Genomic DNA, 23,201 nt, shown 5'->3' on the forward strand with positions numbered 1-23,201 from the left:
GTCGTCTCGTCGACGCCGGTGCCGCCCTGCCCCAGTTTCTGCGCGAGGAGGGTGGAAGGGGTGACGGCCGCGAGTGCGGCCGTCACGGCGAAAAGACGGGCAGCGTTACGCACCGGCCTTCGCTCCCTTGGCATGGGTGGTCGGGTCGCAGATGCCGGCGCGTTCCTCGTTGGTCGGCGTCGCCTTCGCCACCTTGTCGCAGTCGTCACACTCCCGGCAGTCCGCGCAATCCTTGCACTTGCCCTTGTGGTGGGCGTGCGCGCGGTAGTGCGCGGTCTTCTCCGCGGCGCGGTGCGCGGCGTCGGCTCCGGCGGTCTCGCCGGCAAAGCTCGCCATCGCGAGCAGGACCGGGCTGGCCGGCGCCGCGCTTGCTGCTGCCGGCATCGCGAACGCGAAACCGGCGAGCAGAAGCGATGAAATGGATTTCAAACATTATTTCCTGCCGCTGGTCACCCCGCTCTCCGTGTTCGCGGCGGCCACCTTCGATGTCGGGCGGCGCGATCGCTGGCGCGCCGTGGCGGTGCTGGGGCTGGGCCTCGTGATCGCGGCCGGAATCAGCATGCAGCGCGGGCGCCTGCGCGGCGGCGAGGATCGTGTGGCTGACGTGGTCGCGGCGATCCGCCCGCACCTCCATGATCGTCTGTTCGTGTTCGATGGCGAGCCGATCCTCTATCTGCTCACCGGCGCCCGGCTGGCGACGCCTTATGCTTTCCCCCTGCATCTGGCGGAAAACAAGGAGGCGCCCGCGATCGGCGTGGATCAGGCGACGGAGGTGCGCCGCGTCATGGCGACGCGGCCGAGCGTGGTGGTGGTCACGGATCGCCCCGCGCGCGATCGCAATCCCGTGACGTGGGAGATCGTGCGTACCGCGCTCGCCCGTGATTATCGACGGGTGGGAGCGGTCCATTTCCACAAGAACTGGCGGCTCGTCTATGCGCTGCGCGGCAGGATGCCGGCGGAGGCACGCCTCCTCCCCGCCAAGGCGCGGAGCCTGCCCGAGAAAAGCTGAACCCGGGCAGGCCCGCCCCTGGGGGAGGCGGGAAGAGGGGGGAGGCGGGAAGAGCGGCCGCGATCAGCCCGCGAGCGACGCCATATCGATCACGAAGCGATATTTCACGTCGCTCTTCACCATCCGATCATAGGCCGCTTCGATCTGCTGGATCGGGATCATCTCGATATCGGCGGTCAGGCCATGCTCGGCGCAGAAATCGAGCATCTCCTGCGTTTCGGCGATGCCGCCGATCAGAGATCCGGCGATGGCGCGGCGCTGGAAGATCAGATTGCCCACGTTGGGCGACGGGTGGGGATGTTCCGGCACGCCGACCAGCACGAGCGGTCCGTCGCGCTTCAGCAGGCTGGTGAAGGCATCCAGATCATGCGCCGCCGCCACCGTATTGAGGATCATGTCGAAGCTGCCGGCATGCGCCGCCATCTCGTCCGGATTTCGCGAGACGACCACCTCGTGCGCACCCAGCGTCTTCGCATCATCGATCTTGGAGGGCGAAGTGGTGAAGGCCACGACATGCGCGCCCATCGCCGCCGCGATCTTCACGCCCATATGGCCGAGCCCGCCGAGGCCGACGACGCCCACCTTCCTGCCGGGGCCGGCGCCCCAATGCTTGAGCGGGGAATAGGTGGTGATGCCGGCGCAGAGCAGCGGGGCGACCGCCGCCAGATCAGGCTCGGCATGCGCGATCTTCAGCACGAAATGCTGATCCACCACGATTTTGTCGGAATAGCCGCCTAGGGTGTGGCCGCCCGAATGCCTGTCTCGCCCGTTATAGGTGCCGACGAAGCCGGTGGTGGTGCAATATTGCTCCTCGCCATCCGTGCAGGAAGGGCAGGTGCCGCAGCTATCGACCATGCAGCCCACGCCGACGACATCGCCCACGGCGAATTTGGTCACCTCGTCGCCGATCGCGGTGACGCGGCCGACGATCTCATGGCCCGGCACGCACGGAAAGACCGTGCCGTGCCATTCGCCGCGCGCGGTGTGGAGATCGGAATGGCAGACGCCGCAATAGGCGATATCGATCGCGACATCGGTGGGCAGCGGATCGCGCCGTTCGAAGCTGAACGGCGCAAGCGGTGTGGTGGCGGACTGGGCCGCGAAAGCTTTGGCTTGGCTGGGCATGAATCGTCCCTGGGGCTGGGCGTTATTCGGGGTCGCGCCCGCGAAGGCGCGACCCCGAATATAGCGACAGGGACGATATTTCTCTACCGCCCGGTAGAGAAAAGATCGCGATACCGGTTCGGTTGCGAACGGAGATATTGCGGGGCGGCCGAAACATGCGCGCCAAGATGGGCCGCGGCATGCCAGGGCCAGCGCGGATCATAGAGGATCGTGCGGGCGAGCGCGACCAGATCGGCATCGCCCGTGGCCACGATCGCCTCGGCATGGTCATAATCGGTGATGAGCCCGACGGTGACGACGGGGATGCTCACCGCCTTCTTCACCGCACGGGCCAGCGACACCTGATAGCCCGGCCCCACCGGGATCTTCTGGCGCGGATCGAGGCCGCCGGAGGAAACATGGATGGCTGCGCAGCCGCGTGCTTCCAGCGCCTTGGCGAAGGCGATGGTCTGCTCGATATCCCAGCCCCCCTCGACCCAGTCCGTGCCGGAAACGCGGATGGTGACGGGCTTTTCGGCCGGCCAGACGGCGCGGACCGCGTCGAAAATTTCGAGCGGGAAGCGCATGCGGTTTTCCAGGCTGCCGCCATATTCGTCCTCGCGCCGGTTGGAGAGGGGCGAGAGGAACTGGTGGATCAGATAGCCGTGGGCGCCATGAAGCTGGATCGCATCGATGCCCAGCCGATCGGCGCGGCGCGTGGCCTCGACAAAGGCATCGCGGATGCGGGCAAGCCCTGCCTTGTCGAGCGCGACGGAGGGGGCATCGCCCGCCGTAAATGGCTCGGAGGAAGCGGACACGGTCTGCCAGCCATTCTCCGCATCGGGCGCGATCTGCGCGCCGCCCTTCCAGGGCAGATCGGTGGATGCCTTGCGGCCGGCATGGCTGAGCTGGATGGCGATCGGGATGGGGGACCAGCGACGGATGCTCTGTAAGACCTTGCCCATCGCCGCCTCGGTGCGATCGTCCCACAGGCCGACATCGCCATAGCTGATCCGGCCTTCGGGCAGGATGGCCGTGGCCTCGACCGTGAGCAGGGCCGCGCCGGATTGGGCGAGCTGGCCCAGATGCTGCTGATGCCAGTCCGTCATCGCGCCATCCTCGGCGGAATATTGGCACATGGGCGCGATGACGATGCGGTTCGCCAGCTCCAGCCCGCCGACGTTGAGCGGCGTGAACAATTTCGATGCCATGAAATACTCCCTCACAATGTGAATCACGACGGGCATGCGAACCTACGCCGCCTCTTCGGTCCGCCTATGCCGAACAAGGGCAAAAGTGGGCGAGCGGCCATTTATGTACCGAAAGGTAGCTTTCAATCCCCCGCGCGACTACCTAAGTGGCGAGCGTAGGAGACACGTGGATGGTTGCAATCTCGATCCTTGATCTCGTTCGCATCCGCGAACGGGGCGATGCGCGCCAGGCGCTGGACGAGGCGCGCGATCTTGCGGCCCATGCCGAGACGCTGGGCTATACCCGTTTCTGGATGGCCGAACATCACAACATGCCCGGCATCGCATCGGCGGCCACCTCGATCGCGATCGCGCATGTCGCGGCCGGCTCGCGCCGCATCCGTGTGGGGGCGGGCGGGATCATGCTGCCCAATCATTCCCCCGTGGTGATCGCCGAACAGTTCGGCACGCTGGAAGCCCTGTTTCCGGGCCGGATCGATCTGGGGCTGGGCCGGGCGCCGGGCACGGACCAGATCACGCTGCGCGCGCTGCGCCGCGATCCCTCCGCCTCCGAACATTTCCCGCAGGACGTGCAGGAATTGCAGCAACTGCTCGGCCCCCTCCAGCCGGGCCAGCGCGTGCAGGCCGTGCCGGGCACGAACAGCCACGTGCCGCTGTGGATTCTGGGCTCCAGCCTGTTCGGCGCGCAACTGGCCGCGCATCTGGGGCTGCCATATGGTTTCGCCTCCCATTTCGCGCCGCAGGCGCTGCTGCCCGCGCTGCAAATCTATCGCGAGCGCTTCCAGCCTTCGGCGCAGGCCGCGCGGCCGCACGCGATGGTGGGCGTGAACATCATCGCCGCGCCGACCGATGAGGAGGCGCGCTTCCTGGCGACGACACAGCAGATGGCGATCGCCAATCTGTTTCGCGGCGCGCGCGGGCTGAGCCAGCCGCCGATCGACGATATCGACAGCTACTGGACGCCGCAGGAAAAGGCGCAGGCGCAGGGCTTTCTCGCCCGCGCCATCTATGGCGGGCCGGAGACGGTGGCCGCCGGGATCGCGGCGCTGGTGGCGGAAACGCAGGCGGACGAACTCATCATCGTTTCCGACGTCTACGATCATGATCTGCGCAAGCGGAGCTATCGCCTGATCGCGGAGGCGGCAGGCGCAACCGGGCTGGCGGAGGCTGCCGAATGAACGACGTCATGACCATTGCGCGCCAGCCGACGCTCTATATCCCGCACGGTGGCGGCCCCTGCTTCTTCATGGAAGATCCACGCGGCATGTGGACCGAAATGGCGGCGTTCCTGCGCGGCCTTCCCGCGATGCTGCCGGAGCCGCCCAGGGCCATCCTGCTGGTATCGGGCCATTGGGAGACGCAGGGCTTCGCCTTCACAGGCTCTGCCGCGCCCTCGCTCGTCTATGATTATTATGGCTTTCCGCCGCACACCTACCAGTTGACCTTCCCGGCACCGGGCGATCCGGCGCTGGCCGCGCGTGCGGCGCGCCTGCTGGAAGAGGCCGGGATTGGCGCGCATGTCGATGCCGGGCGCGGGCTGGATCATGGTGTCTTCGTGCCCCTCAAGGTCGCCTGGCCGGAGGCGGACGTGCCCGTGGTCGAGATGTCGGTGGATCGTTCGCTCGATCCGGCGCTGCACATCGCGGCGGGCCGCGCGCTCGCGCCGCTGCGGGACGAAGGCGTGCTGATCGTGGGCTCGGGGATGAGCTTCCATAATATGAGGGCCTATGGCGATCCTCGCGCGCTGGATCCCTCGGCGCAGTTCGATGCGTGGCTTACGGAGGCCACGGGCAAGACCGGCCCGTCGCGCGATGCCGCGCTGGGCGGGTGGCGCGCGGCGCCGGCGGGCGCCTTCTCGCATCCCCGCGAGGAGCATCTGATCCCGCTGATGGTGGCGGCGGGTGCCGCCGCCGGGCCGGGCGAGCGGATCTTCGGCGGCGAAGTGCTCGCGACACGGATATCGGGCTATCGCTTCGACTGATTGTCCCGGCGACAAGTTTATCTTGTCCCGCGCCAATCCGATCGCGGATCCCCTCTCCGGCTGGCCCTGCTAAGGCGCCATCCGGGCACGGGGCCGCCTCGCTCATTCCGCAAACTTCGCTTCGCATCTTCGCAAGATTGCACTCGCCTTGCCGCCGGGGGCTGCTAGGGGCCGCCCGTAAAGACGAGGGGAGGACCGATGTTTGCGATCGCTCTGCTGGCGGCCAATGCCGCCGGGGCCGCCGATGCCATGCCCGCCGCCGGCGCGGAGATCGTGGTGACAGCGACGCAGCGGCCCACGCCGGCCGGCGACGTGCCCGTGGCGATGACGACGATCGATGCCGAGGCGATCCGGGCCGGCGCCGTGATCGATATCCGCACGCTCAACATGCTCGCGCCCTCGCTCCTCGTTTCCTCGTCCTCCAATGAATCGGGCGGCGGGGGCGCGCGCATCCGGGGCATCGGCACGGTCGGCGACAATGCCGGGCTGGAAAGCTCGGTCGCGACCTTCGTGGATGGCGTCTATCGCGCCCGCGCGGCGGTGGCGCTGACGGAGCTTGGGCCGCTGGAGCGGATCGAGGTGCTGCGCGGGCCGCAGGGCACCCTTTTCGGGCGTAACGCGTCGGCCGGGCTCATCAACGTGGTGACGGCCCAGCCCTCGCGGACATTGGGCGGCTATGCCGAGGCGAGCGTCGGCAATTATGATTACCGGCGGCTCTCGGCCGGGATCACCGGGCCGCTGGGCGATCAATTCTCCGCGCGGATCGATGGCGTCTATGTGAAGCGCAGGGGCTCCATCGAGGATGTCGTCTCGGGCAGGCACATCAACAATCGCGATCGCTGGCTCGCGCGCGGCAAGCTGAAATGGGAGCCGGACGCGACCTTCGCCGCGACGCTGACCGTGGATGTCGCCAGGCGCGACGAGGAATGCTGCGCCGGCGTGTACAGCGTCGTCCGCGATCTGCGCAGCACCACGCCGGGCGCGGGCGGCGGCGGCCTCGTCTCCGCGCCATCCTCGATCGCGGCGCTGATCCGCGCGATGCCGGGCGGGCAGGTGCTGGAGGGGCTGAGCGAGCGCAAGGTCGCGCTGTCGCCCGGCCAGAGCTTCCGTCAGGACGTGAAGGACGGCGGCATCGCGCTGAACGCGACGAAGACGCTGGGCGGCGTGACGATCGACAGCATCACGGCCTGGCGATCCAACACGTTCGTCCGCGGGCAGGATGCGGATTTCTCGAGCCTCGATCTGATCCGGCGGCCGAGCGATGGCACGGGCTTCATCCGCTTCCGCAATTTCAGCCAGGAAGTGCGCGCGCGGGGCGATGCGCTGGGCGGCCGGCTCGATTGGCTGGTCGGCGGCTATTGGGGAGAGGAGCGGCTGACGCTTCAGGACAATATGGCCTATGGCGCCGATTATGATCGCTTCGCCTCGGCGCGGATCGGCGCGCTGGGCGGGGCCTTTGCGAGCTTTCCCGCTTATGGCTTCGCGAACCTTTCCGGCTTCGCGCAGGCCTATGGCGGGGCGGCGCTGGCGGCACAGGTACGGAATGTGCCGCTGGCGGGTACGGGCGAACTGGATCGCTTCCGCCAGCATGACAGCAACCAGGCGCTGTTCACCCACGATATCCTGCGCATCACGGATCGCCTCTCGCTAACGCTGGGCGCGCGCTATACGCGGGATCGCAAGACGCTGGATGCGAGCCTCGCCTCGAACAGCGCCTGCGGCGTCTATATCGACAATATCGCCCGCCTGCGCGCGCTGGGCACGGCGGCGGCCACGACGCTCGCCAATTCGGTCCTGGCGCCGCTGACCGGCTATCCCTGCAACATCAATAGCGTCAACGGAGCTATCTCGCAGCGCCGGACCGAGCATCGCTGGTCGGGCACGGCGGCGCTGGGCTATCGGATCGCGGCGGGCGCGAACGTCTATGCGAGCTGGTCGCGCGGCTACAAGGCGGGGGGCTTCAATCTCGATCGGGGCGGCCTGTTCAACACCGGACGCCTCCAGCAGCTTCCCACCACCAGCCTGGGTTTCGCGCCCGAGACGGTGGATGCGTTCGAGCTGGGCGCGAAGCTGCACCGGCGCCTGTTCGATCTGGATATCGCCCTGTTCCACCAGGCGTTCCGCAACTTCCAGCTCAATTCCTATACGGGCACGAATTTCATCGTTTCCAACGTGCAGGGCTGCAAGGCATCGCTCGGCAATCGCGATTCCGACACGATCGCCGCCAATTCCGCCTGCTCCGATACGAAGGCGGGCGTGATCTCGAAGGGCGTGGAGCTGGATGCCGCGCTGCGGCCGGCGGCGGACTGGCTGCTGGCCGCCGGCTTCACCTATGCCGACACGCGCTATGCCAAGGACATTGTCGGCTCGCCCGATGCGCTGACCGGCGACAATTCGCTGCCACCGGTGCTGTTCCTGCTGCCCGGATCGCGCCTTTCCAATGCGCCCGCTTATACCGCCACCGGATCGGTGCGGTGGACGCCGGCGATCGGCGATCGGCTGCGCGCGCTGGCCTATGTCGGCGCGCGTTATCAGAGCCGGATCAATACCGGATCGGATCTGCTGACGGAAAAGGCGCAGAAGGGCTTCGGGCTGGTCGACGCGAAGATCGGGCTCACCGCCACGTCGGGCTGGAGCCTGGAGCTGTGGGCGCAGAATCTGTTTAACGTGACCTATCGGCAGGTGGCGTTCAGCGAGCCGCTTCAGGGTGGCGGTTCGGGCGGCGTGCCGGGCACGGCCGCGGCGGTGACGGCGTTCGGCACGACATCCACCCAACTCTTCGGCGCCTTCCTCGGCGAACCGCGAACATGGGGGCTGACGGCGCGGAAAAGCTTCTAGGCGCGGTCGCGCATCGCTAGAATGACGGGCGACTGTAAACGGGGGCTGGCGTGAGCGCGATCATCCGAAGGGCGCTGCGCAAGGCGGAACGCGCACGCGTCAGGGCGATGTGGATGGCGCATCGCGCGCACGGGCGGCGCCCGATCGCGGTGTTTCTCGGGGATTCGATCACCGAGCAATGGCTGGAGCATGATCCCGGCTTCTTCCGGGGCAAGCGGCGGCGCAATGCGGGAAGAGGCGGCGAGACAAGTGCGGACATGCGCGCGCGCTTCGAACGGGATGTGCTGAAGGTGGCGCCGCGCGTCGTCCACATCATGGCCGGTACGAACGATCTGTGGCATGGCGATCCCGGCCCGGAGGCCAGCCGGGCGATCGCCAACATCGCCGATATGGCGGCCCGCGCGAAGGCGGCCGGCATCGCCGTGATCCTGGCCGCCCCGCCGCCGATCGGCGCCAATGCCGTGCCCCTGTTCGGGCGGCCGGGCCTGCTGCCGATCCTGCGCGAGGGGGTGGCGCGGCTGTGCGGGCCGGGCGGCCCTGTCCATGTCGATTATGCGGCGTCGCTTTCTGACGGGATGGGCGGGATCAGGCGCGAACTGACGACGGACGGCGTGCATCTGACGCGGGCGGGCTATCACGCGATCCGCGCGCAGGCCGAACGCGCGCTGGCGGCGGCCTTGCCGGAGTGAATGGCGGATCGGCGGGCGGCCTTGCCCCCCATCGCCCTATGCCGCAAACCCCCGGGCCATGAGGGAGCCATCATGACCGACCAGACCGCCCTGCGCACGCCGATCCGCTCGATCCTCGGCGCTTCGGGCGGCAATCTGGTCGAATGGTATGATTGGTATGCCTATTCGGCCTTCACGCTCTATTTCGCGCCGGCGCTGTTTCCGAAGAGCGATCCCACCGCGCAATTGCTGAGCGCCGCCGCCATCTTCGCGGTGGGCTTCGTGATGCGGCCGCTGGGCGCATGGATCATGGGCGTCTATGCCGATCGCCACGGGCGCAAGGCCGGCCTCACGCTTTCTGTGACCTTGATGTGTGCCGGATCCCTGCTGATCGCGGCCACCCCTTCCTTCGCCACGGTGGGCGTGCTGGCGCCTGCGATGCTGCTGATCGCGCGGCTGATGCAGGGCCTTTCGGTGGGGGGCGAATATGGGGCGAGCGCCACCTATCTTTCCGAAATCGCCACCAGCCGGCATCGCGGTTTCTTCTCGAGCTTCCAATATGTCACGCTGATCGCAGGGCAGCTCGTGGCGCTGTGCCTCGCTTTGCTGTTGGAGAGCGTGCTGAGCGAGGCACAGCTTAAGGCATGGGGCTGGCGCGTCCCATTCGTCATCGGCGGCGCGCTCGCCATCGCGGTGTTCTTAATCCGACGGCGGATGGAGGAAACTCAGGACTTCCTCGCCACCAAGGTCGAGGCGCCAAGATCGAGCGGACTCTCTCTGTTTCGCGAGCATCCGAAAGCTGTGGCGCTCGTCATCGGCCTCACGGCGGGCGGCACCGTCGCTTTCTATGCCTACTCGATCTACATGCAGAAATATCTCGCCAACACGGTCGGCTTTCCGGTGAAGACGGCCACATTGATTATGGCAGCCGCGCTCTTCTGCTACATGCTGCTCCAGCCTGTCGTGGGCGCCCTGTCGGATCGGATCGGGCGGCGGCCTTTGCTGATCGCGTTTGGCGTGCTGGGCACGTTGGGCACGGTGCCGCTGTTTCGCGCAATCGAAGGCACTGGCGGGCATCCGCTGCTCGCCTTCGTGCTTGTGATGTGCGGGCTGGTCGCTGTTTCCGGCTACACGGCGATCAACGCTGTGGTGAAGGCGGAGCTGTTCCCCGCGCACATCCGCGCGCTGGGCGTGGCGCTGCCTTATGCGATCGCCAACGCCATCTTCGGCGGCACGGCCGAATATGTGGCCCTGCTGTTCAAGTCGATGGGCGTGGAACAGGGCTTCTACTGGTATGTCGCCGGGCTGATCGCGATCTCGCTGATCGTGTTCGTGCGGATGGGCGATACGCGGAAAACCTCCACGATCGGGCGATGATCGCCGCTTTCTGCCATCGGATTCAGGTCTGCGAGAGGCTCAGGACATTGCCGTCGGGATCGAGAAACCAGGCGACCTTCGTCCGGCCGTCCGGCGCGGTCCAGATCCCGTCCTCGTCCTGATTGATCCCCTCATAGATATTGAGCGTCACGCCACGCGCAGTGAGCGTGGCCACGGCGGCGCGGATGTCCGTGACGCTCCAGCCCAGCACGGGATGCGGGTGGGCGACATAATCGGGGATCACCGTCATCCGCAGCAGCGCATGATCGAGATCGAGGAAATCGCCGAACGGATCGCTGCTCCGGAGCGTGAAGCCAAGCCTGTCGCGGTAGAATTCCAGCGCGCGCCCGCGATCGGAAACATGGACGAAGGCGACGATCCCGGCCTTGGACAGATCTTCCATGCGCGCCGCTCCCGGCATCTTGCGATCACGCATCGTTCCGGAGCGGGACTAGCCTGTCAAGCGGCGGCCTATGGGCTTTTCCGGAAGAGCGCGCGATCATCGCTGGTGAAGCCGAAGCGCCACACGATCGCACCATAGACGCCCAGGATCAGCGGCACGCCGAAGGCCAGCTCCACCCATTCCAGATGATGCGGCAGGCGCGTGACGGCCCAGCCGGCCACGCCGGCCACGATCGCGGCAAACACGAGCGACCAGCGCCAGCCCGAAACCTTCGCGCGCAGGATGCGCCGCAGCAACAGCGCCTTGGCGATGGAGGCGCCGCCCAGCGCCAGCATCAGCGCGATGGCCGGGCCGGCGGCGGCGATCACATCATCGTGCAGATCGGGGCGCGGCCTGATCCAGCCCCAGCGCGCCACATGCGGCAGCGCCGCGCGCAACGCCCAGACGAGCAGCACTGACAGCACGGCCTGTCCGACGATCATGGCGAGCGAGATGGCGAGGTTCCGCTTGGCGGCGACATAGATGAGCGCGGCTTCGCTGACGACGGCGGTGGCGGCGATCGCCTCCGCCGCGAGCAGCACGGCCAGCGCGCCCGTGCCGCTCACGAAGCTGGGGCCGACGAGGCCCATCACGGCCTTGCCGGGAATGGAGAGCGCGATGGCGATGCCGAGCTGTGCCGCGATGATCCAGAAGCCCACCTGCCGCACCTGCCGCGCCACCGCCTGCAGATTATCCTCGGCGAGATTCTGGGTGATGACGGGCCCCAGGATCGGATCGAAGCTGGTCTTCAGCTTCTGGGGCAGGCTCGCCACCTGCTGGGCGACATAATAGATGCCGACGATGGCGGGTGAGAAGAACAGCCCCAGCATCGCGATATCCAGGCGGCGCGATCCCCATTCGATCGCGTCGGCGCCGGCGATGGGCAGGTTGCGCAGCGCCGTCCTGCCCAGCTGCAACGGCTCCGGCCGCCACTGATCCGGGCGGCCATAGGTGCGGAAGAGCGGCCACAGCGAGGCGCCGAAAGCGGCGATGGCCGAAAGCGCATAGGACAGGATCAGGCCATCGCGCGTGGAATAGAAAGCGAAGCCGAAGGCGGCGATGCTGATCGTCCATGGCTCGATCAGGGATCGCGCGCGCACGGTGGCGCCGATGTCGCCGCGATAGGCGAGCGCGGCCAGCGCGATATCCGATCCCGCCCAGCCGAAGATGGTGAGCGCCAGCAGCCGATCCATGCCGTTGATCGCGCTGTTGGGAAACATGATCTCGGGCACGGCGATCAGCACGCCCGAGGCGACGAGCGAGGCGATGAAGGCCACCAGCAGCGCATCCCACACGACATGGACGTGCGGGCGATGCGTGGTGGAAAGCTGCTGGGCGAGGCCGCGCTTGAGGCCCATCGTCGCCAGCTGCCCGGCAAATTCCACGATGATCGTGGCATAAGCGAAGCGGCCGAGCGCGTCTGCGCCATACCAGCGGCCGGCGATGAACAGGAAGGGCAGGCGAGCCGCGAGGCGCAGCAGGAACCCGAAGAAATTCGTGCGGCCGCCCTTGGCGAGCTGCTCGATATCGCCGGGGCCATCGGGGGTGGGATCAGCCATGGGCGGGGATACCGACAATGCCGTTCGCGCCTTTCGCGCCGGGCGACGCCGAGGCGCAGGCTGCGGGCGCGGCGCCTGCGGCACGCCCTTCGCCTTCGCCGGGCGCGAACGGAATGAATGGGCCGATCATTTCAAAAATGCTGGAAGGCGAAATCAATGCGCGGCGCCCCAGCTCGGCCCGTGGCCGATCTCCACGCCCAGCGGCACGGAAAGCGTGAGATAGGGCTCGGCCGCGCCGGCCATCACCTGCCGGATCACGGCCTTGGCTGCCTCGATCTCGGCATCGGGCGCCTCGAACACCAGTTCGTCATGCACTTGCAGCAGCATGCGCGTGCCGCCGAGCCCGGCCTGCGCCAGTGCATCCGGCATGCGGATCATCGCCCGCTTGATGATATCGGCGCAGGTGCCCTGGATCGGCGCGTTGATCGCCTGCCGCTCGGCCGACTGGCGCTCGCCCACCGTCTTGCCCTTGATCCCCGGAAGATGGGTCTTGCGGCCGAAGAGCGTGGTGACGAAGCCCTTCTCGCGCACCTGCGCCACCGTTTCCGCAATATAGGTCTGCACGCCGGGAAAGCGCTCGAAATAGCGATCGATGATCGCCTGCGCCTCGTTGCGATCGACCCCCAGCCGGCCGGCGAGGCCCCAGGAGGAGATGCCGTAGAGGATCGCGAAGTTGATCGTCTTGGCGCGTCCCCGCGTTTCGCGATTCACCTCGCCGAACAGCTCTTCCGCCGTGAGATTGTGGATATCCGTGCCCTGGGCGAAGGCTTCGCGCAGCTGCGGCACATCCGCCATGTGCGCGGCCAGGCGCAGTTCGATCTGGGAATAATCGGCCGAGATCAGGCTGTGGCGGGGTCGGGCCACGAAAGCCTCCCGGATGCGGCGGCCGATATCGGTGCGGATCGGGATGTTCTGCAGGTTGGGATCGGTGGAGGAGAGGCGACCGGTCTGCGCGACCGCCATGGAGAAGCTGGTGTGGACGCGGCCCGTGGCCGGGTTGATCTGCTCCTGCAGCGCATCCGTGTAGGTGGATTTCAGCTTCGAAAGCTGGCGCCATTCCAGCACGAGGCGCGAAACCTCGGCCGCCGCATCATCGCCCGCGCCGATCCGCTCCAGTTCGTTCACATCGGTGGAATAGACGCCGCTCTTGCCCTTGCGCCCGCCGGCGGCGCCGAGCCGGTCGAACAGGACCTCGCCAAGCTGCTTCGGGCTGCCGATGGTGAAGGGCCCCTGCGCCTTTTCGTGGATCACGCCTTCGAGGCGCAGAATTTCCTCTCCGAATTCGGCCGAGAGCTTCGCCAGCTGGGCACGATCGACGAGGATGCCGGCGCGCTCCATCTCGGCCAGCACGGGCACGAGCGGGCGATCGACCAGTTCATAGACGCGCGTGGCGGATTCGCGGGGCAGGCGGGGCTTGAGGCGCTTCCACAGGCGAAGCGTGACGTCCGCATCCTCCGCCGCATATTCGGTGGCGCGGTCGAGCGCGACCCTGTCAAAGGTGATCTGCGCCTTGCCGGTGCCGCACACGCTTTTGAAATCGATGCAGACATGATCGAGATGGCGCTTGGCCAGTTCGTCCATGCCATGGCCGCCAAGGCCGGCGTCCAGATCGTAGGAGAGAAGCATCGTATCGTCGTAGGCGACGATGTTTGCGCCGTTTTTGCGGAACATGATGAGATCGTATTTCAGATTCTGGCCGATCTTCAGGATCGACGGATCCTCCAGCAGCGGCGCCAGCTTCGCGAGGACCAGTGCCTGATCGAGCTGCACGGGCTTTTCCGCGAGCAGATCGTCTCCGGCATGGCCGTGTGCCAACGGAATGTAACAGGCCCGGCCAGGCTCGGTGGCGAGGCTGATGCCGACAAGCTTCGCGCGGACGCAATCGACGTGATCGGTCTCGGTATCGACCGCGACGATGCTGGCCGCGCGGATCGCCGCGATCCAGGCGTCGAGCTGCGCCTCGGTCGTGACCGTCTCATAATCCTTGTGGACGAAGGGGATCGCATCCTCGACGCGCGGCGCGATCGTCTCGGTCGCCACGTCCGCGCCCGCCAGCTTCGTCAGAAGCGAGCGGAAGCCCATGTCGGCGAGAAATTCCTTCAGCGGTTCGGGCGGGATGCCCTTCATCGCCAGATCTTCCAGCGGCTCGGGCAGCGGGCGATCATCTACGAGGCGGACCAGCTCGCGGCTGAGGCGCGCATTGTCCGCATGATCGATCAGGTTCTGGCGGAGCTTGGGCTTCTTGATGTCGGGGGCGGCGGCCAGCACGGCCTCCAGATCGCCATAGGTCTGGATCAGCTCGCTCGCCGTCTTGGGGCCGACGCCGGGCACGCCCGGCACATTATCGACGCTGTCGCCCATCAGCGCCAGAACGTCGCCGAGCTGCGCGGGCTCGACGCCGAATTTCTCCAGCACATGCTCGCGACCGAGCCGGCGATTGTTCATCGTATCATAGAGATCCAGCCGGTCAGGCTCGATCAGCTGCATCAGATCCTTGTCCGACGACACGATCGTCACCTGCCAGCCCGCTTCCAGCGCGGCCTTCGCGTAGCAGGCGATGATGTCATCCGCTTCCAGCCCCTCCTCCTCGATGCACGGCACGGAGAAAGCGCGCGTGGCGACCCGGATCAGCGGGAATTGCGGAACGAGATCCTCGGGCGGTGGCGGCCGGTGCGCCTTGTACTGATCGTACATGTCGTTGCGGAACGTCTTGGAGGACGCATCCAGAATCACCGCGAGATGAGTCGGCCCATCGGCCTTGTGGAGATCGTCGAGCAGTTTCCACAACATCGTCGTAAAGCCATAGACGGCGCCCGCAGGCACGCCATGGCGATTTGTGAGCGGCGGAAGCCTATGATAAGCCCGGAAAATATATCCCGAGCCATCGACCAGATAGAGGTGATTGGCGGACATCGCGCGGCTTGTAGCAGCGCTTCTCGCCCCTTGCATCGCCCGTTTATCGGGGGAAGAGGAACGGCACGCGCTCCGCGCGTGTTACGCGTGCACCAGAAGGCCCCCGAAAAGCAGAAGGAACCGCCATCCATGCGTCTGTCCCATAGCCTCTCGCTGCTGATCGCCGTCGCGCTCCCCGCGGCCGCCATCGCGCATGTCGTGCCGCTCAAGAATGCTGCGGGTGGATCCGCCGGCTCCGTCGATATCCTCGCGGCACCCAAGGGGCTGCTCCTCAAGGTGGACGCCACGGGGCTCACGCCCGGCTGGCACGCGATCCACATTCACGAAAAGGGCGATTGCTCGGATGCCGCGTTCAAGAATGCGGGCGGGCATGTCCACGATGCGACGCCGGTCGTGCATGGCCTGCTCAACCCGCAGGCGAACGACAAGGGCGACCTGACGAACATCTATGCCGGCGCTGATGGCACCGCCAAGGCCGAGATCTTCACCCCGCTGACGATGATGGCGCCGCTGCATGACGCGGATGGCTCCGCGATCGTGATCCATGCCAAGGCGGATGATTATACGACGCAGCCGATCGGCGGTGCTGGCGATCGCGTCGCCTGCGGCGCCTTCAAATAAGGGAGTTTGCGGGGGCGTCCGTTGGCCGCCCCCCTCCCTCGGCGCCACGCCGCGCGTCGGGCTTCGTCGCGCTGGCAGGGCTGCATCCTGGCTATCGCGGGATGCCGCGCCTTTGTGCCGCCGCGCCGTTTCGTTTCAGTCTTTCCGCTGGTCCGCGCGATCGATCGCCGCGAGCAGATCCTGGAAATCATGCTCCTTTTCCAGTCGATAGGCGCGCCGGAACCCTTGTCCGAGCACGCCCAGATCATGCTCGGTGAGAAAGCCGACCGCGACGATGCGTTCTTGCTGTGTCGGCTGGATGGGATCGATGTTCGGCATGGGAAGGCAGGAACGATCGGCCATGCCATTTTGTGCCGGGATTTTTCCGGCGAGGCGCAAGATTTCTGGCCAAAACGCGCGGCGCCTGCGTCAAGACGTGGCTATATGGCGATGGAATGAGGAAAATCTGAAAAATCGGCATTGACTTCTGCATCCGATGGATCGTCGTGGCCGTAGCTTCGTTTTGCCGACAAGGTTCACGGAGCGTCATCATGAAGTTCAAACGCCGGCCTGCGCCCGCCGATTGGCGCCTTCTCCTGCTCACCGGCGCGGCCTTCTGCGCGATGGGAGCGGGCAGCGTGCCGGAAGCGCCTGTAACGGCGCCTGCCGCCGCTGTGGCCGGCGAGGCGGAGACAGTCGCGCCTGCTCCCGCGCCCGCCCCGATATGGAAGAAATCCGCTGTGAAGGATCTGATCGGTGCGATCGAGGCATCGGCCGATCAGGGCCTGCGCCCGGAGGATTATGGCCTCGCCGCGCTGAAGACCGAACTGGATGCGGGCGAAGGCCCCGCCCTCGATGCGATGGCCGAGCGCGCGGCGCTGACCCTGGCGCATGATTATCAATATGGTCGGGTGGGCGATCGTGCCGATCTCGGCTGGCATATCGATCGCGCCGGCGGCACGATCGATCCGATCGTGCTGAACGCCATGGTCGAACGCGGCACGGTGCGCGGGTATCTGGAAAGCCTGCTTCCGGTGGATGCGCGTTACAAGGCGCTGCGGGCGGCACTGGCCGATACGCCCGATGGGGCCGCCCGCGATCGCATCCGCGCCAATATGGAGCGGTGGCGCTGGATGCCGCGCGATCTGGGCCGCGACTATCTCTATGTGAACGTGCCGAGCTATCGTCTCCAGCGGATCGAGGACGGCACGGTGCTTTCCACCTATACGGTGGTGGTCGGCGCGCCGGAGACCCCCACCCCGTGGATTGCGGGCGACGCCCCCTCGCTCGTCGTCAATCCGTGGTGGAATGTGCCGCAGAGCATCGTCAGGAGTTCCAATCTGCGGCCCGGCCGGGGCGGCTATGTCTTCAAGGCCTCATCGTCAGGCTATGTCGTGCGGCAGCCCCCGGGGCCGCGCAACGCGCTGGGCCGCCTCAAGATCAATCTGACCAACGATCAGGCGATCTACCTGCACGATACGCCGGCCAAGGCGGGCTTCACCAAGGATGATCGCGCGCTGAGCCACGGCTGCATCCGCGTGAAGGATATTGATCGTCTGGCCGCCGAACTGATGTCGGATGGCGGCGACGATGGCCGGCTGGACGAGGCGCTCGCCCAGGGCGATACGCGCACGCTGCAATTGCCGAAGCGGACGAATGTCTATCTCGTCTATTTCACGCTCGATCGGGGCGAGAATGGCGATCTGGTTTCCTATGGCGATCCCTATGGCCGGGATGCTCAGGTGATCGCGCGGCTGGATGGCCCGCCCGCGAAAGACAATCGGCCGAGCCTTCAAATCGCCCAGAACTGAGCGGGCCGCCACTTTCATCGTTGCCGGCAAGGATAGGCCATCGAGCAGCATTGCACGATGCTGCCCGCTTCGCGCGCAATGGCGGCGAGTCGGGGCCTTGATGCCGCAGGTGCGAACCGGCAGGCAGACGCCACGAACTTTCGAGAGGCGTCGTCGATGAAGACCGGTTTGATGTGTGGTGTGGCTTTCTTCCTGGGTGCGGCGCCGTTGTTCGCTCAGGCTGCTCCCTCCCATTTCGATGCCGCCCGGATCGCCGGGCATATCGAGACGCTTTCTTCCGATGCCTTCGAGGGGCGCGGCCCGGCGACGCCGGGCGAGGACAAGACCATCGCCTATCTTTCGCAGAAAATGGGTGAAGCGGGGCTCGTGCCCGCCGGCGATCCCAAAGCGGATGGCACGCGCGCCTGGACCCAGGATGTGCCGCTGCTGCGATCGGAAAATGTCGGCACGCCGGCCATCACGCTCACCGAAGGCGGATCGACCAAGGCGCTCACGCAGGGTGAGGAGATCGCCGTGCGCGCGCCGCTGGACGGCACCAACGCGATCGACATCCGGAATGTGCCGCTCGTCTTCGTCGGCTACGGCGTGACCGCGCCTGAAAAGAAATGGGACGATTTCAAGGGCGTGGACGTGCGCGGCAAACTGATCGTCGTGCTCGTCAACGATCCCGATTTCGAGACCGGTCAGGGCGATTTCGGCGGCAAGGCGATGACCTATTATGGCCGCTGGACCTACAAATATGAGGAAGCGGCGCGGCGTGGCGCGGTCGGCACGCTGATCGTGCACGAAAGCAAGCCTGCCTCCTACGAATGGGCCACGGTCAAGAATTCGAACACCAATGCGATGTTCGATATCGTTCGCGAAAATCCGAAGGCCAGCCACGCGCCCGTGGAAGCCTGGATCCAGCGCGATCTGGCGGTGCAGCTGTTCCGCGCCTCCGGCCTCGATTTCGATGGCGCGAAGAAGGCGGCGCAGAGCCGCTCGTTCCGGCCCATGCCACTCAACGCGACGCTCTCGATCGATCTGAAGGCCACGAGCGGGACGATCGTTTCCCACAATGTCGTGGGTCGCGTCATAGGCTCCACCAAGCCTGACGAGACGCTGATCTATTCGGCGCACTGGGATCATCTGGGCGTCGGCGCGCCGGATGCGAAGGGGGATAAGATCTACAATGGCGCGCTCGACAATGCCTCCGGCACGGCGGCGCTGATCGAGATGGGCCGCGCCTTCGCCACCGGACCCCGGCCGCAGCGCTCCGTCGTCTTCCTCGCGGTGACGGCGGAGGAGAAGGGGCTGCTCGGCTCCGAATATTATGCCACCCACCCGCTCTATCCGCTGGCGACGACGGTGGGCGCGATCAACATGGACGGCATCCAGATGCTGGGCGTGGCCAGGAATTTCAGCATTTTGGGTAGCGCCAAGCTGGGCCTGCTCGATGATCTGATCGCGGAGGGCGCGAAGGTCGGCCGGACGTTCACGCCCGAGGCGCATCCCGAAAATGGCGGCTTCTTCCGATCGGATCACTTCACGATGGCGAAGCAGGGCGTGCCGGCCATCTCCTTCGAGGCCGGCAACGATCTGGTGGATGGCGGCACGGCGAGGGGCGAAGCGCTGGTGGCCGAATATACGAAGAACCGCTATCATCAGCCGGCGGACGAATGGGATCCGAAGACCGATCTTTCGGGCGCGGTGCAGGATCTGGATCTGCTCTACACGCTGGGCGAGCGGCTCGCCAATTCGCGCGAATGGCCGCAGTGGAGCGCGGACAGCGAATTCCGCGCCGCGCGCGACCAGACGGCCTCGGCGCGGAAATAATCCGATCATGGCGCCGGATCGGGATGCCGAGAAGGCGATCGCGGCGGAAGCCGCCGTCGCGATGGTCGAGGCCGGCATGCTCGTGGGCCTCGGCACCGGCACCACCGCCGCGCATGCGATCAGCGCGCTGGGGCGCCGCGCGGCGGGGGGATTGAAGGTCCGCACGGTAGCGACCTCGCTCGCCACGGCGCGGGCGGCCGGGGCGGCGGGCCTTGCGGTGCTGGATTTCGCCGATTGCGCCGCGGTGGATCTGGCGATCGACGGGGTGGACGAGATCGATCCGTCGCTGCGCGCCATCAAGGGCGGTGGCGGGGCGATGCTGCGCGAGAAGATCGTGGCCAGTGCGGCCGCGCGCATGATCGCGATCGCGGATGGATCGAAGCCGGTGCCGGTGCTCGCCCGCGCCGTTCCGGTGGAGATATTGCCCTTCGCGCGTGCATCGGTGCTGGCGGCGTTGCGCCGGCTGGGCGGCGATCCGGCCTTGCGCGCGGGCGCGGCGAGCGATCAGGGCAATCTGCTGGCCGATTGTCGCTTCCCCGATCTGGGCGATCCGGCCGCGCTGGCGCTGGCGATGGCGGCGATACCGGGCCTGCTGGGGCATGGCATCTTCCTCGACGAGATCGACATGCTGATCGTCGGCCGGGAGGGGGGTGTCGAACGATACGACAGGCCGTTGGCTTAATCGCGATCGGCGCGCATCCTTCCGGCGGCCGCTTCGTTCAGGCGGTTCATCAGAAGCGGATGCTGGCTTCGCGCGTCATGCCGATGCCGCCAGCGTCCGGCGAGGGATCCTCCATGAACGATCAAAGCGCAGATTTCTCCCGCATCCACGAGGACGGGTCTCCCGAAAGGCTGGCGATCGATACGATCCGGACGCTGGCGATGGATGCCGTGCAGAAGGCCAATTCGGGCCATCCCGGCACGCCGATGGCGCTGGCCCCCGTCGCCTACACGCTGTGGCGGGATTTCCTGCGCTACGATCCGGCCACGCCCGACTGGCCTGATCGCGACCGCTTCGTCCTCTCGGTCGGCCATGCCTCGATGCTGCTTTATGCGGTGCTGCATCTCGCCGGCGTGATCGAGATCGACGCGGACGGGAAACCGACCGGGGCGCCCGCCGTGAGCCTGGAGGATATCGAGCAATTCCGCCAGATGGGTTCGAAGACGCCCGGCCACCCGGAATATCGGATGACGACGGGCGTCGAGACGACGACCGGCCCGCTGGGGCAGGGCTGCGGCAACTCGGTGGGCATGGCGATCGCCGAGCGCGCCCTGGCGGCCCGCTTCAACCGCGACGGCTTCGATCTGTTCGATCACGACGTCTATGTGCTGTGCGGCGACGGCGACATGATGGAGGGCGTTTCGGGCGAGGCCGCCTCGGTGGCGGGGCACCTGAAGCTCTCCCATCTCTGCTGGATCTACGACAGCAATCATATCTCGATCGAGGGCAGCACCGAGATCGCCTTCACCGAGGATGTGGGCCTGCGCTTCCAGGCTTATGGCTGGAACGTCCTCCACGTGGACGATGCCAATGATACCGCCGCCTTCGCGCAGGCGATCGCCGCCTTCAAGGCGACCGACGACCGGCCGACGCTGATCGTCGTCCACTCGGTGATCGGCTGGGGCAGCCCGCGTGCCGGCAGCGAGAAGGCGCATGGCGAGGCGCTGGGCGAGGAGAATGTCGCCAAAACGAAGGAAGCCTATGGCTGGCCCGCCGACAGGACATTCTATGTGCCGGAAGGCGTGGCGGAGGGCTTCCACGATGCGATCGTCGCGCGCGGCCGCCCCGCGCGCGAAAGCTGGGAGGCCGGGTTCGCCCGTTACGCCGAAGCCTTCCCGGCCGAGGCGACCGAATTCCAGCTGATGCGCGAGGGCCGGCTGCCCGATGGCTGGGAGAAGGCCGTCCCAATCTTCGAAGCCGATGCCAAGGGCATCGCCAGCCGCGATGCGGGCGGCAAGGTGATGAACGCGATCGCGCCGAAGCTGCCGATGCTGATCGGCGGCGCGGCCGATCTCTCGCCTTCGACCAAGACCGACATCAAGGGAGCGCCCTCCTTCGAGGCCCGTGATTATGGCGGCCGCAACCTGCATTTCGGCGTGCGCGAACATGCGATGGGATCGATCGCCAATGGCATGGCGCTCTCCTATCTGCGTTCCTACACGGGCACCTTCCTCGTCTTCGCGGACTATATGCGAGCGCCGATCCGGCTGGCGGCGATCATGGAAGTGCCGACCATCTTCGTCTTCACGCACGACAGCATCGGCGTGGGCGAGGACGGGCCGACCCACCAGCCGATCGAGCATCTGGCGACGTTGCGCGCCATCCCCGGCCTCGATACGATCCGGCCCGGCGACGCCAACGAGACGGCCGTGGCCTGGAAGGTGGCGCTGACGCACACGCACGAGCCCACCGCGCTGATCCTCTCGCGCCAGGCGATCCCGACGATCGATCGCACGAAATATGCGGGCGCCGATGGCGTGGAGAAGGGCGGGTATGTGCTAGGCGATTGCGAGGGTACGCCGGATCTGATCCTGATCGCGACTGGCAGCGAATTGCCGCTGGCGGTGCAGGCGCATGAGACGCTGACGGCCGAAGGCGTGAAATCCCGCGTGGTTTCGCTGCCGAGCTGGTATCTCTTCGAAAGGCAGGATCGGGCCTATCGCGAGAGCGTGCTGCCGCCGGGCGTCACGGCGCGTCTCGCGATCGAGCAGGCGGGGTCGCTCGGCTGGGATCGCTATGTCGGCACGAAGGGGGGCACGATCACCATGTCCACCTTCGGCGCATCCGCGCCCCTGGCGAAACTGCAGGAGAAATTCGGCTTCACGCTGGATAATGTGTGCAAGGTCGCACGCGACCTGATCGGAGGCGCAGACGCATGAAATTGGCGATGATCGGCCTTGGCCGGATGGGGGCGGGTATCGCCCGCCGGTTGATGGAGCACGGCCACGAAATCGTGGGCTACGACCGTGATGCGGAGGCGGTGAAGAAGCTGGAGGCGGATGGCGCGATCGGCGCCGCCTCGCTGGAGGAGGTGCTGGAGAAGCTGGAGCGGCCCCGCATCTTCTGGGTGATGCTGCCGGCCGGCGCCCCCACCGAGGAAACGGTGGCGAAGCTGGCCGGGATTTTGGAAGAGGGCGATATCGTCATCGACGGCGGCAATACCTTCTACAAGGATGATATTCGCCGGGCGAAGGCCTGTGCCGCCAAGGGGCTGCACTATGTCGACGTGGGCACGTCCGGCGGCGTGTGGGGCCTCCAGCGCGGCTTCTGCATGATGATCGGAGGCGAGAAGGCCGTGGTCGACGGGCTCGATCCGATTTTCGAGGCGCTGGCGCCGGGCATGGGCCAGATCGCGCGCACGCCGGGGCGGGAATGCGACGATCCGCGCCCCGAAAAGGGCTATATCCACGCGGGGCCGGCCGGAGCGGGCCATTTCGTGAAGATGGTGCACAACGGCATCGAATATGGCCTGATGGCGGCCTATGCCGAGGGCTTCGATGTGCTGAAGGGCAAGGCATCCGAGAAATTGCCCGAAGAGGAGCGCTTCGATCTGAACCTGCCCGATATCGCGGAAGTCTGGCGGCGTGGCAGCGTGATTTCGTCATGGCTGCTCGATCTCTGCTCGATCGGCCTCGCCAAGGATGGCCAGCTGGAACAGTTCACCGGCAACGTGGCGGACAGCGGCGAGGGCCACTGGACGATCGACGCGGCGATGGAGGAGGCGGTGCCCGCTTATGTCCTCTCGGCGGCGCTGTTCGCCCGCTATCGCAGCCGCGTGGAGCATACGTTCGGGGACAAATTGCTGTCCGCCATGCGCTTCGGCTTCGGCGGCCATGTGGAGATGCCGCAATGAGCCGCCGGCCCGCGAGGCA

Annotated in this window: 19 protein-coding genes; 13 read left to right on the top strand and 6 right to left on the bottom strand. The window is 66.7% G+C overall.

The window, feature by feature from the left end; translation table 11 throughout:
* Positions 1-105: 105 nt before the first annotated feature.
* On the bottom strand, positions 106-429 hold the full coding sequence (locus DI605_RS18575; protein ID WP_293976800.1) for a hypothetical protein: 324 nt from the start codon (positions 427-429) through the stop codon (positions 106-108).
* On the opposite strand from DI605_RS18575, the gene DI605_RS18580 reads away from it, so the two are divergent.
* Positions 419-1,009 carry a hypothetical protein gene (locus DI605_RS18580; protein WP_293976801.1) on the top strand — a complete coding sequence of 197 codons (591 nt, stop codon included), beginning with the start codon at positions 419-421 and terminating at the stop codon, positions 1,007-1,009. The two genes, DI605_RS18575 and DI605_RS18580, sit on opposite strands and share 11 nt — an antisense overlap.
* Positions 1,010-1,072: 63 nt before the next feature.
* Here the strand turns inward: DI605_RS18580 and DI605_RS18585 are convergent, their stop codons facing one another.
* Both DI605_RS18585 and DI605_RS18590 read right to left on the bottom strand, forming a co-directional pair.
* Entirely contained in the window at positions 1,073-2,134 is a 1,062-nt protein-coding gene (locus DI605_RS18585; protein ID WP_293976802.1) for an NAD(P)-dependent alcohol dehydrogenase, read from the bottom strand.
* Positions 2,135-2,217: 83 nt separating this feature from the next.
* Positions 2,218-3,324 carry an NADH:flavin oxidoreductase/NADH oxidase gene (locus DI605_RS18590; protein WP_293976803.1) on the bottom strand — a complete coding sequence of 369 codons (1,107 nt, stop codon included), beginning with the start codon at positions 3,322-3,324 and terminating at the stop codon, positions 2,218-2,220.
* A 170-nt stretch (positions 3,325-3,494) separates the two neighbouring features.
* Between DI605_RS18590 and DI605_RS18595 the strand changes: the two genes are divergently transcribed.
* The 5 genes from DI605_RS18595 to DI605_RS18615 all read left to right on the top strand — a co-directional run bounded on the left by DI605_RS18595 (position 3,495) and on the right by DI605_RS18615 (position 10,188).
* Positions 3,495-4,502 (top strand): LLM class flavin-dependent oxidoreductase, encoded by a 1,008-nt coding sequence (locus DI605_RS18595; protein ID WP_293976804.1) that lies wholly within the window; start codon positions 3,495-3,497, stop codon positions 4,500-4,502.
* A complete protein-coding gene (locus tag DI605_RS18600) occupies positions 4,499-5,305 on the top strand; it encodes a class III extradiol ring-cleavage dioxygenase (protein ID WP_293976805.1) in 807 nt (268 codons plus the stop codon). Before DI605_RS18595 ends, DI605_RS18600 begins: the two co-directional genes overlap by 4 nt.
* Before the next feature lie 198 nt (positions 5,306-5,503).
* On the top strand, positions 5,504-8,143 hold the full coding sequence (locus DI605_RS18605) for a TonB-dependent receptor (protein WP_293976806.1): 2,640 nt from the start codon (positions 5,504-5,506) through the stop codon (positions 8,141-8,143).
* Positions 8,144-8,193: 50 nt separating this feature from the next.
* Positions 8,194-8,832 (top strand): GDSL-type esterase/lipase family protein, encoded by a 639-nt coding sequence (locus DI605_RS18610; RefSeq protein ID WP_293976807.1) that lies wholly within the window; start codon positions 8,194-8,196, stop codon positions 8,830-8,832.
* A gap of 72 nt (positions 8,833-8,904) precedes the next feature.
* Positions 8,905-10,188, top strand: a complete 1,284-nt coding sequence (locus tag DI605_RS18615) for an MFS transporter (RefSeq protein ID WP_293976808.1) — start codon at positions 8,905-8,907, stop codon at positions 10,186-10,188.
* A gap of 22 nt (positions 10,189-10,210) precedes the next feature.
* On the opposite strand, the gene DI605_RS18620 is transcribed toward DI605_RS18615, so the two are convergent.
* The 3 genes from DI605_RS18620 to polA all read right to left on the bottom strand — a co-directional run bounded on the left by DI605_RS18620 (position 10,211) and on the right by polA (position 15,102).
* Positions 10,211-10,591, bottom strand: coding sequence for a VOC family protein (locus DI605_RS18620; protein WP_293976809.1), 381 nt, complete (start codon positions 10,589-10,591; stop codon positions 10,211-10,213).
* Positions 10,592-10,659: 68 nt separating this feature from the next.
* The gene (locus DI605_RS18625) at positions 10,660-12,189 is read right to left on the bottom strand and encodes a lipopolysaccharide biosynthesis protein (protein ID WP_293976810.1); all 1,530 of its coding nucleotides are present in this window, start codon (positions 12,187-12,189) and stop codon (positions 10,660-10,662) included.
* Positions 12,190-12,342: 153 nt separating this feature from the next.
* Positions 12,343-15,102 carry a DNA polymerase I gene (gene polA, locus DI605_RS18630; protein WP_293976811.1) on the bottom strand — a complete coding sequence of 920 codons (2,760 nt, stop codon included), beginning with the start codon at positions 15,100-15,102 and terminating at the stop codon, positions 12,343-12,345.
* Positions 15,103-15,231: 129 nt separating this feature from the next.
* Between polA and DI605_RS18635 the strand changes: the two genes are divergently transcribed.
* From DI605_RS18635 to gnd, 7 genes are all read left to right on the top strand, one after another.
* Positions 15,232-15,723 carry a superoxide dismutase family protein gene (locus tag DI605_RS18635; RefSeq protein ID WP_293976812.1) on the top strand — a complete coding sequence of 164 codons (492 nt, stop codon included), beginning with the start codon at positions 15,232-15,234 and terminating at the stop codon, positions 15,721-15,723.
* Between the two features lie 21 nt (positions 15,724-15,744).
* Positions 15,745-16,161 carry a hypothetical protein gene (locus DI605_RS18640; RefSeq protein ID WP_293976813.1) on the top strand — a complete coding sequence of 139 codons (417 nt, stop codon included), beginning with the start codon at positions 15,745-15,747 and terminating at the stop codon, positions 16,159-16,161.
* A 92-nt stretch (positions 16,162-16,253) separates the two neighbouring features.
* The gene (locus DI605_RS18645; RefSeq protein WP_293976814.1) at positions 16,254-17,513 is read left to right on the top strand and encodes a L,D-transpeptidase family protein; all 1,260 of its coding nucleotides are present in this window, start codon (positions 16,254-16,256) and stop codon (positions 17,511-17,513) included.
* A gap of 156 nt (positions 17,514-17,669) precedes the next feature.
* Positions 17,670-19,328, top strand: a complete 1,659-nt coding sequence (locus DI605_RS18650; protein ID WP_293976815.1) for a M28 family metallopeptidase — start codon at positions 17,670-17,672, stop codon at positions 19,326-19,328.
* A 7-nt stretch (positions 19,329-19,335) separates the two neighbouring features.
* A complete protein-coding gene (gene rpiA / locus DI605_RS18655) occupies positions 19,336-20,010 on the top strand; it encodes a ribose-5-phosphate isomerase RpiA (protein ID WP_293976816.1) in 675 nt (224 codons plus the stop codon).
* A gap of 113 nt (positions 20,011-20,123) precedes the next feature.
* The gene (gene tkt / locus DI605_RS18660; RefSeq protein WP_293976818.1) at positions 20,124-22,208 is read left to right on the top strand and encodes a transketolase; all 2,085 of its coding nucleotides are present in this window, start codon (positions 20,124-20,126) and stop codon (positions 22,206-22,208) included.
* Positions 22,205-23,182, top strand: a complete 978-nt coding sequence (gene gnd, locus DI605_RS18665) for a phosphogluconate dehydrogenase (NAD(+)-dependent, decarboxylating) (RefSeq protein WP_293976820.1) — start codon at positions 22,205-22,207, stop codon at positions 23,180-23,182. The genes tkt and gnd overlap by 4 nt, the downstream gene beginning before the upstream one ends.
* Positions 23,183-23,201 lie beyond the last annotated feature (19 nt).

Origin of the sequence: Sphingomonas sp., assembly GCF_003248515.1 — a bacterium.
Lineage (GTDB): Bacteria > Pseudomonadota > Alphaproteobacteria > Sphingomonadales > Sphingomonadaceae > Sphingomonas_I.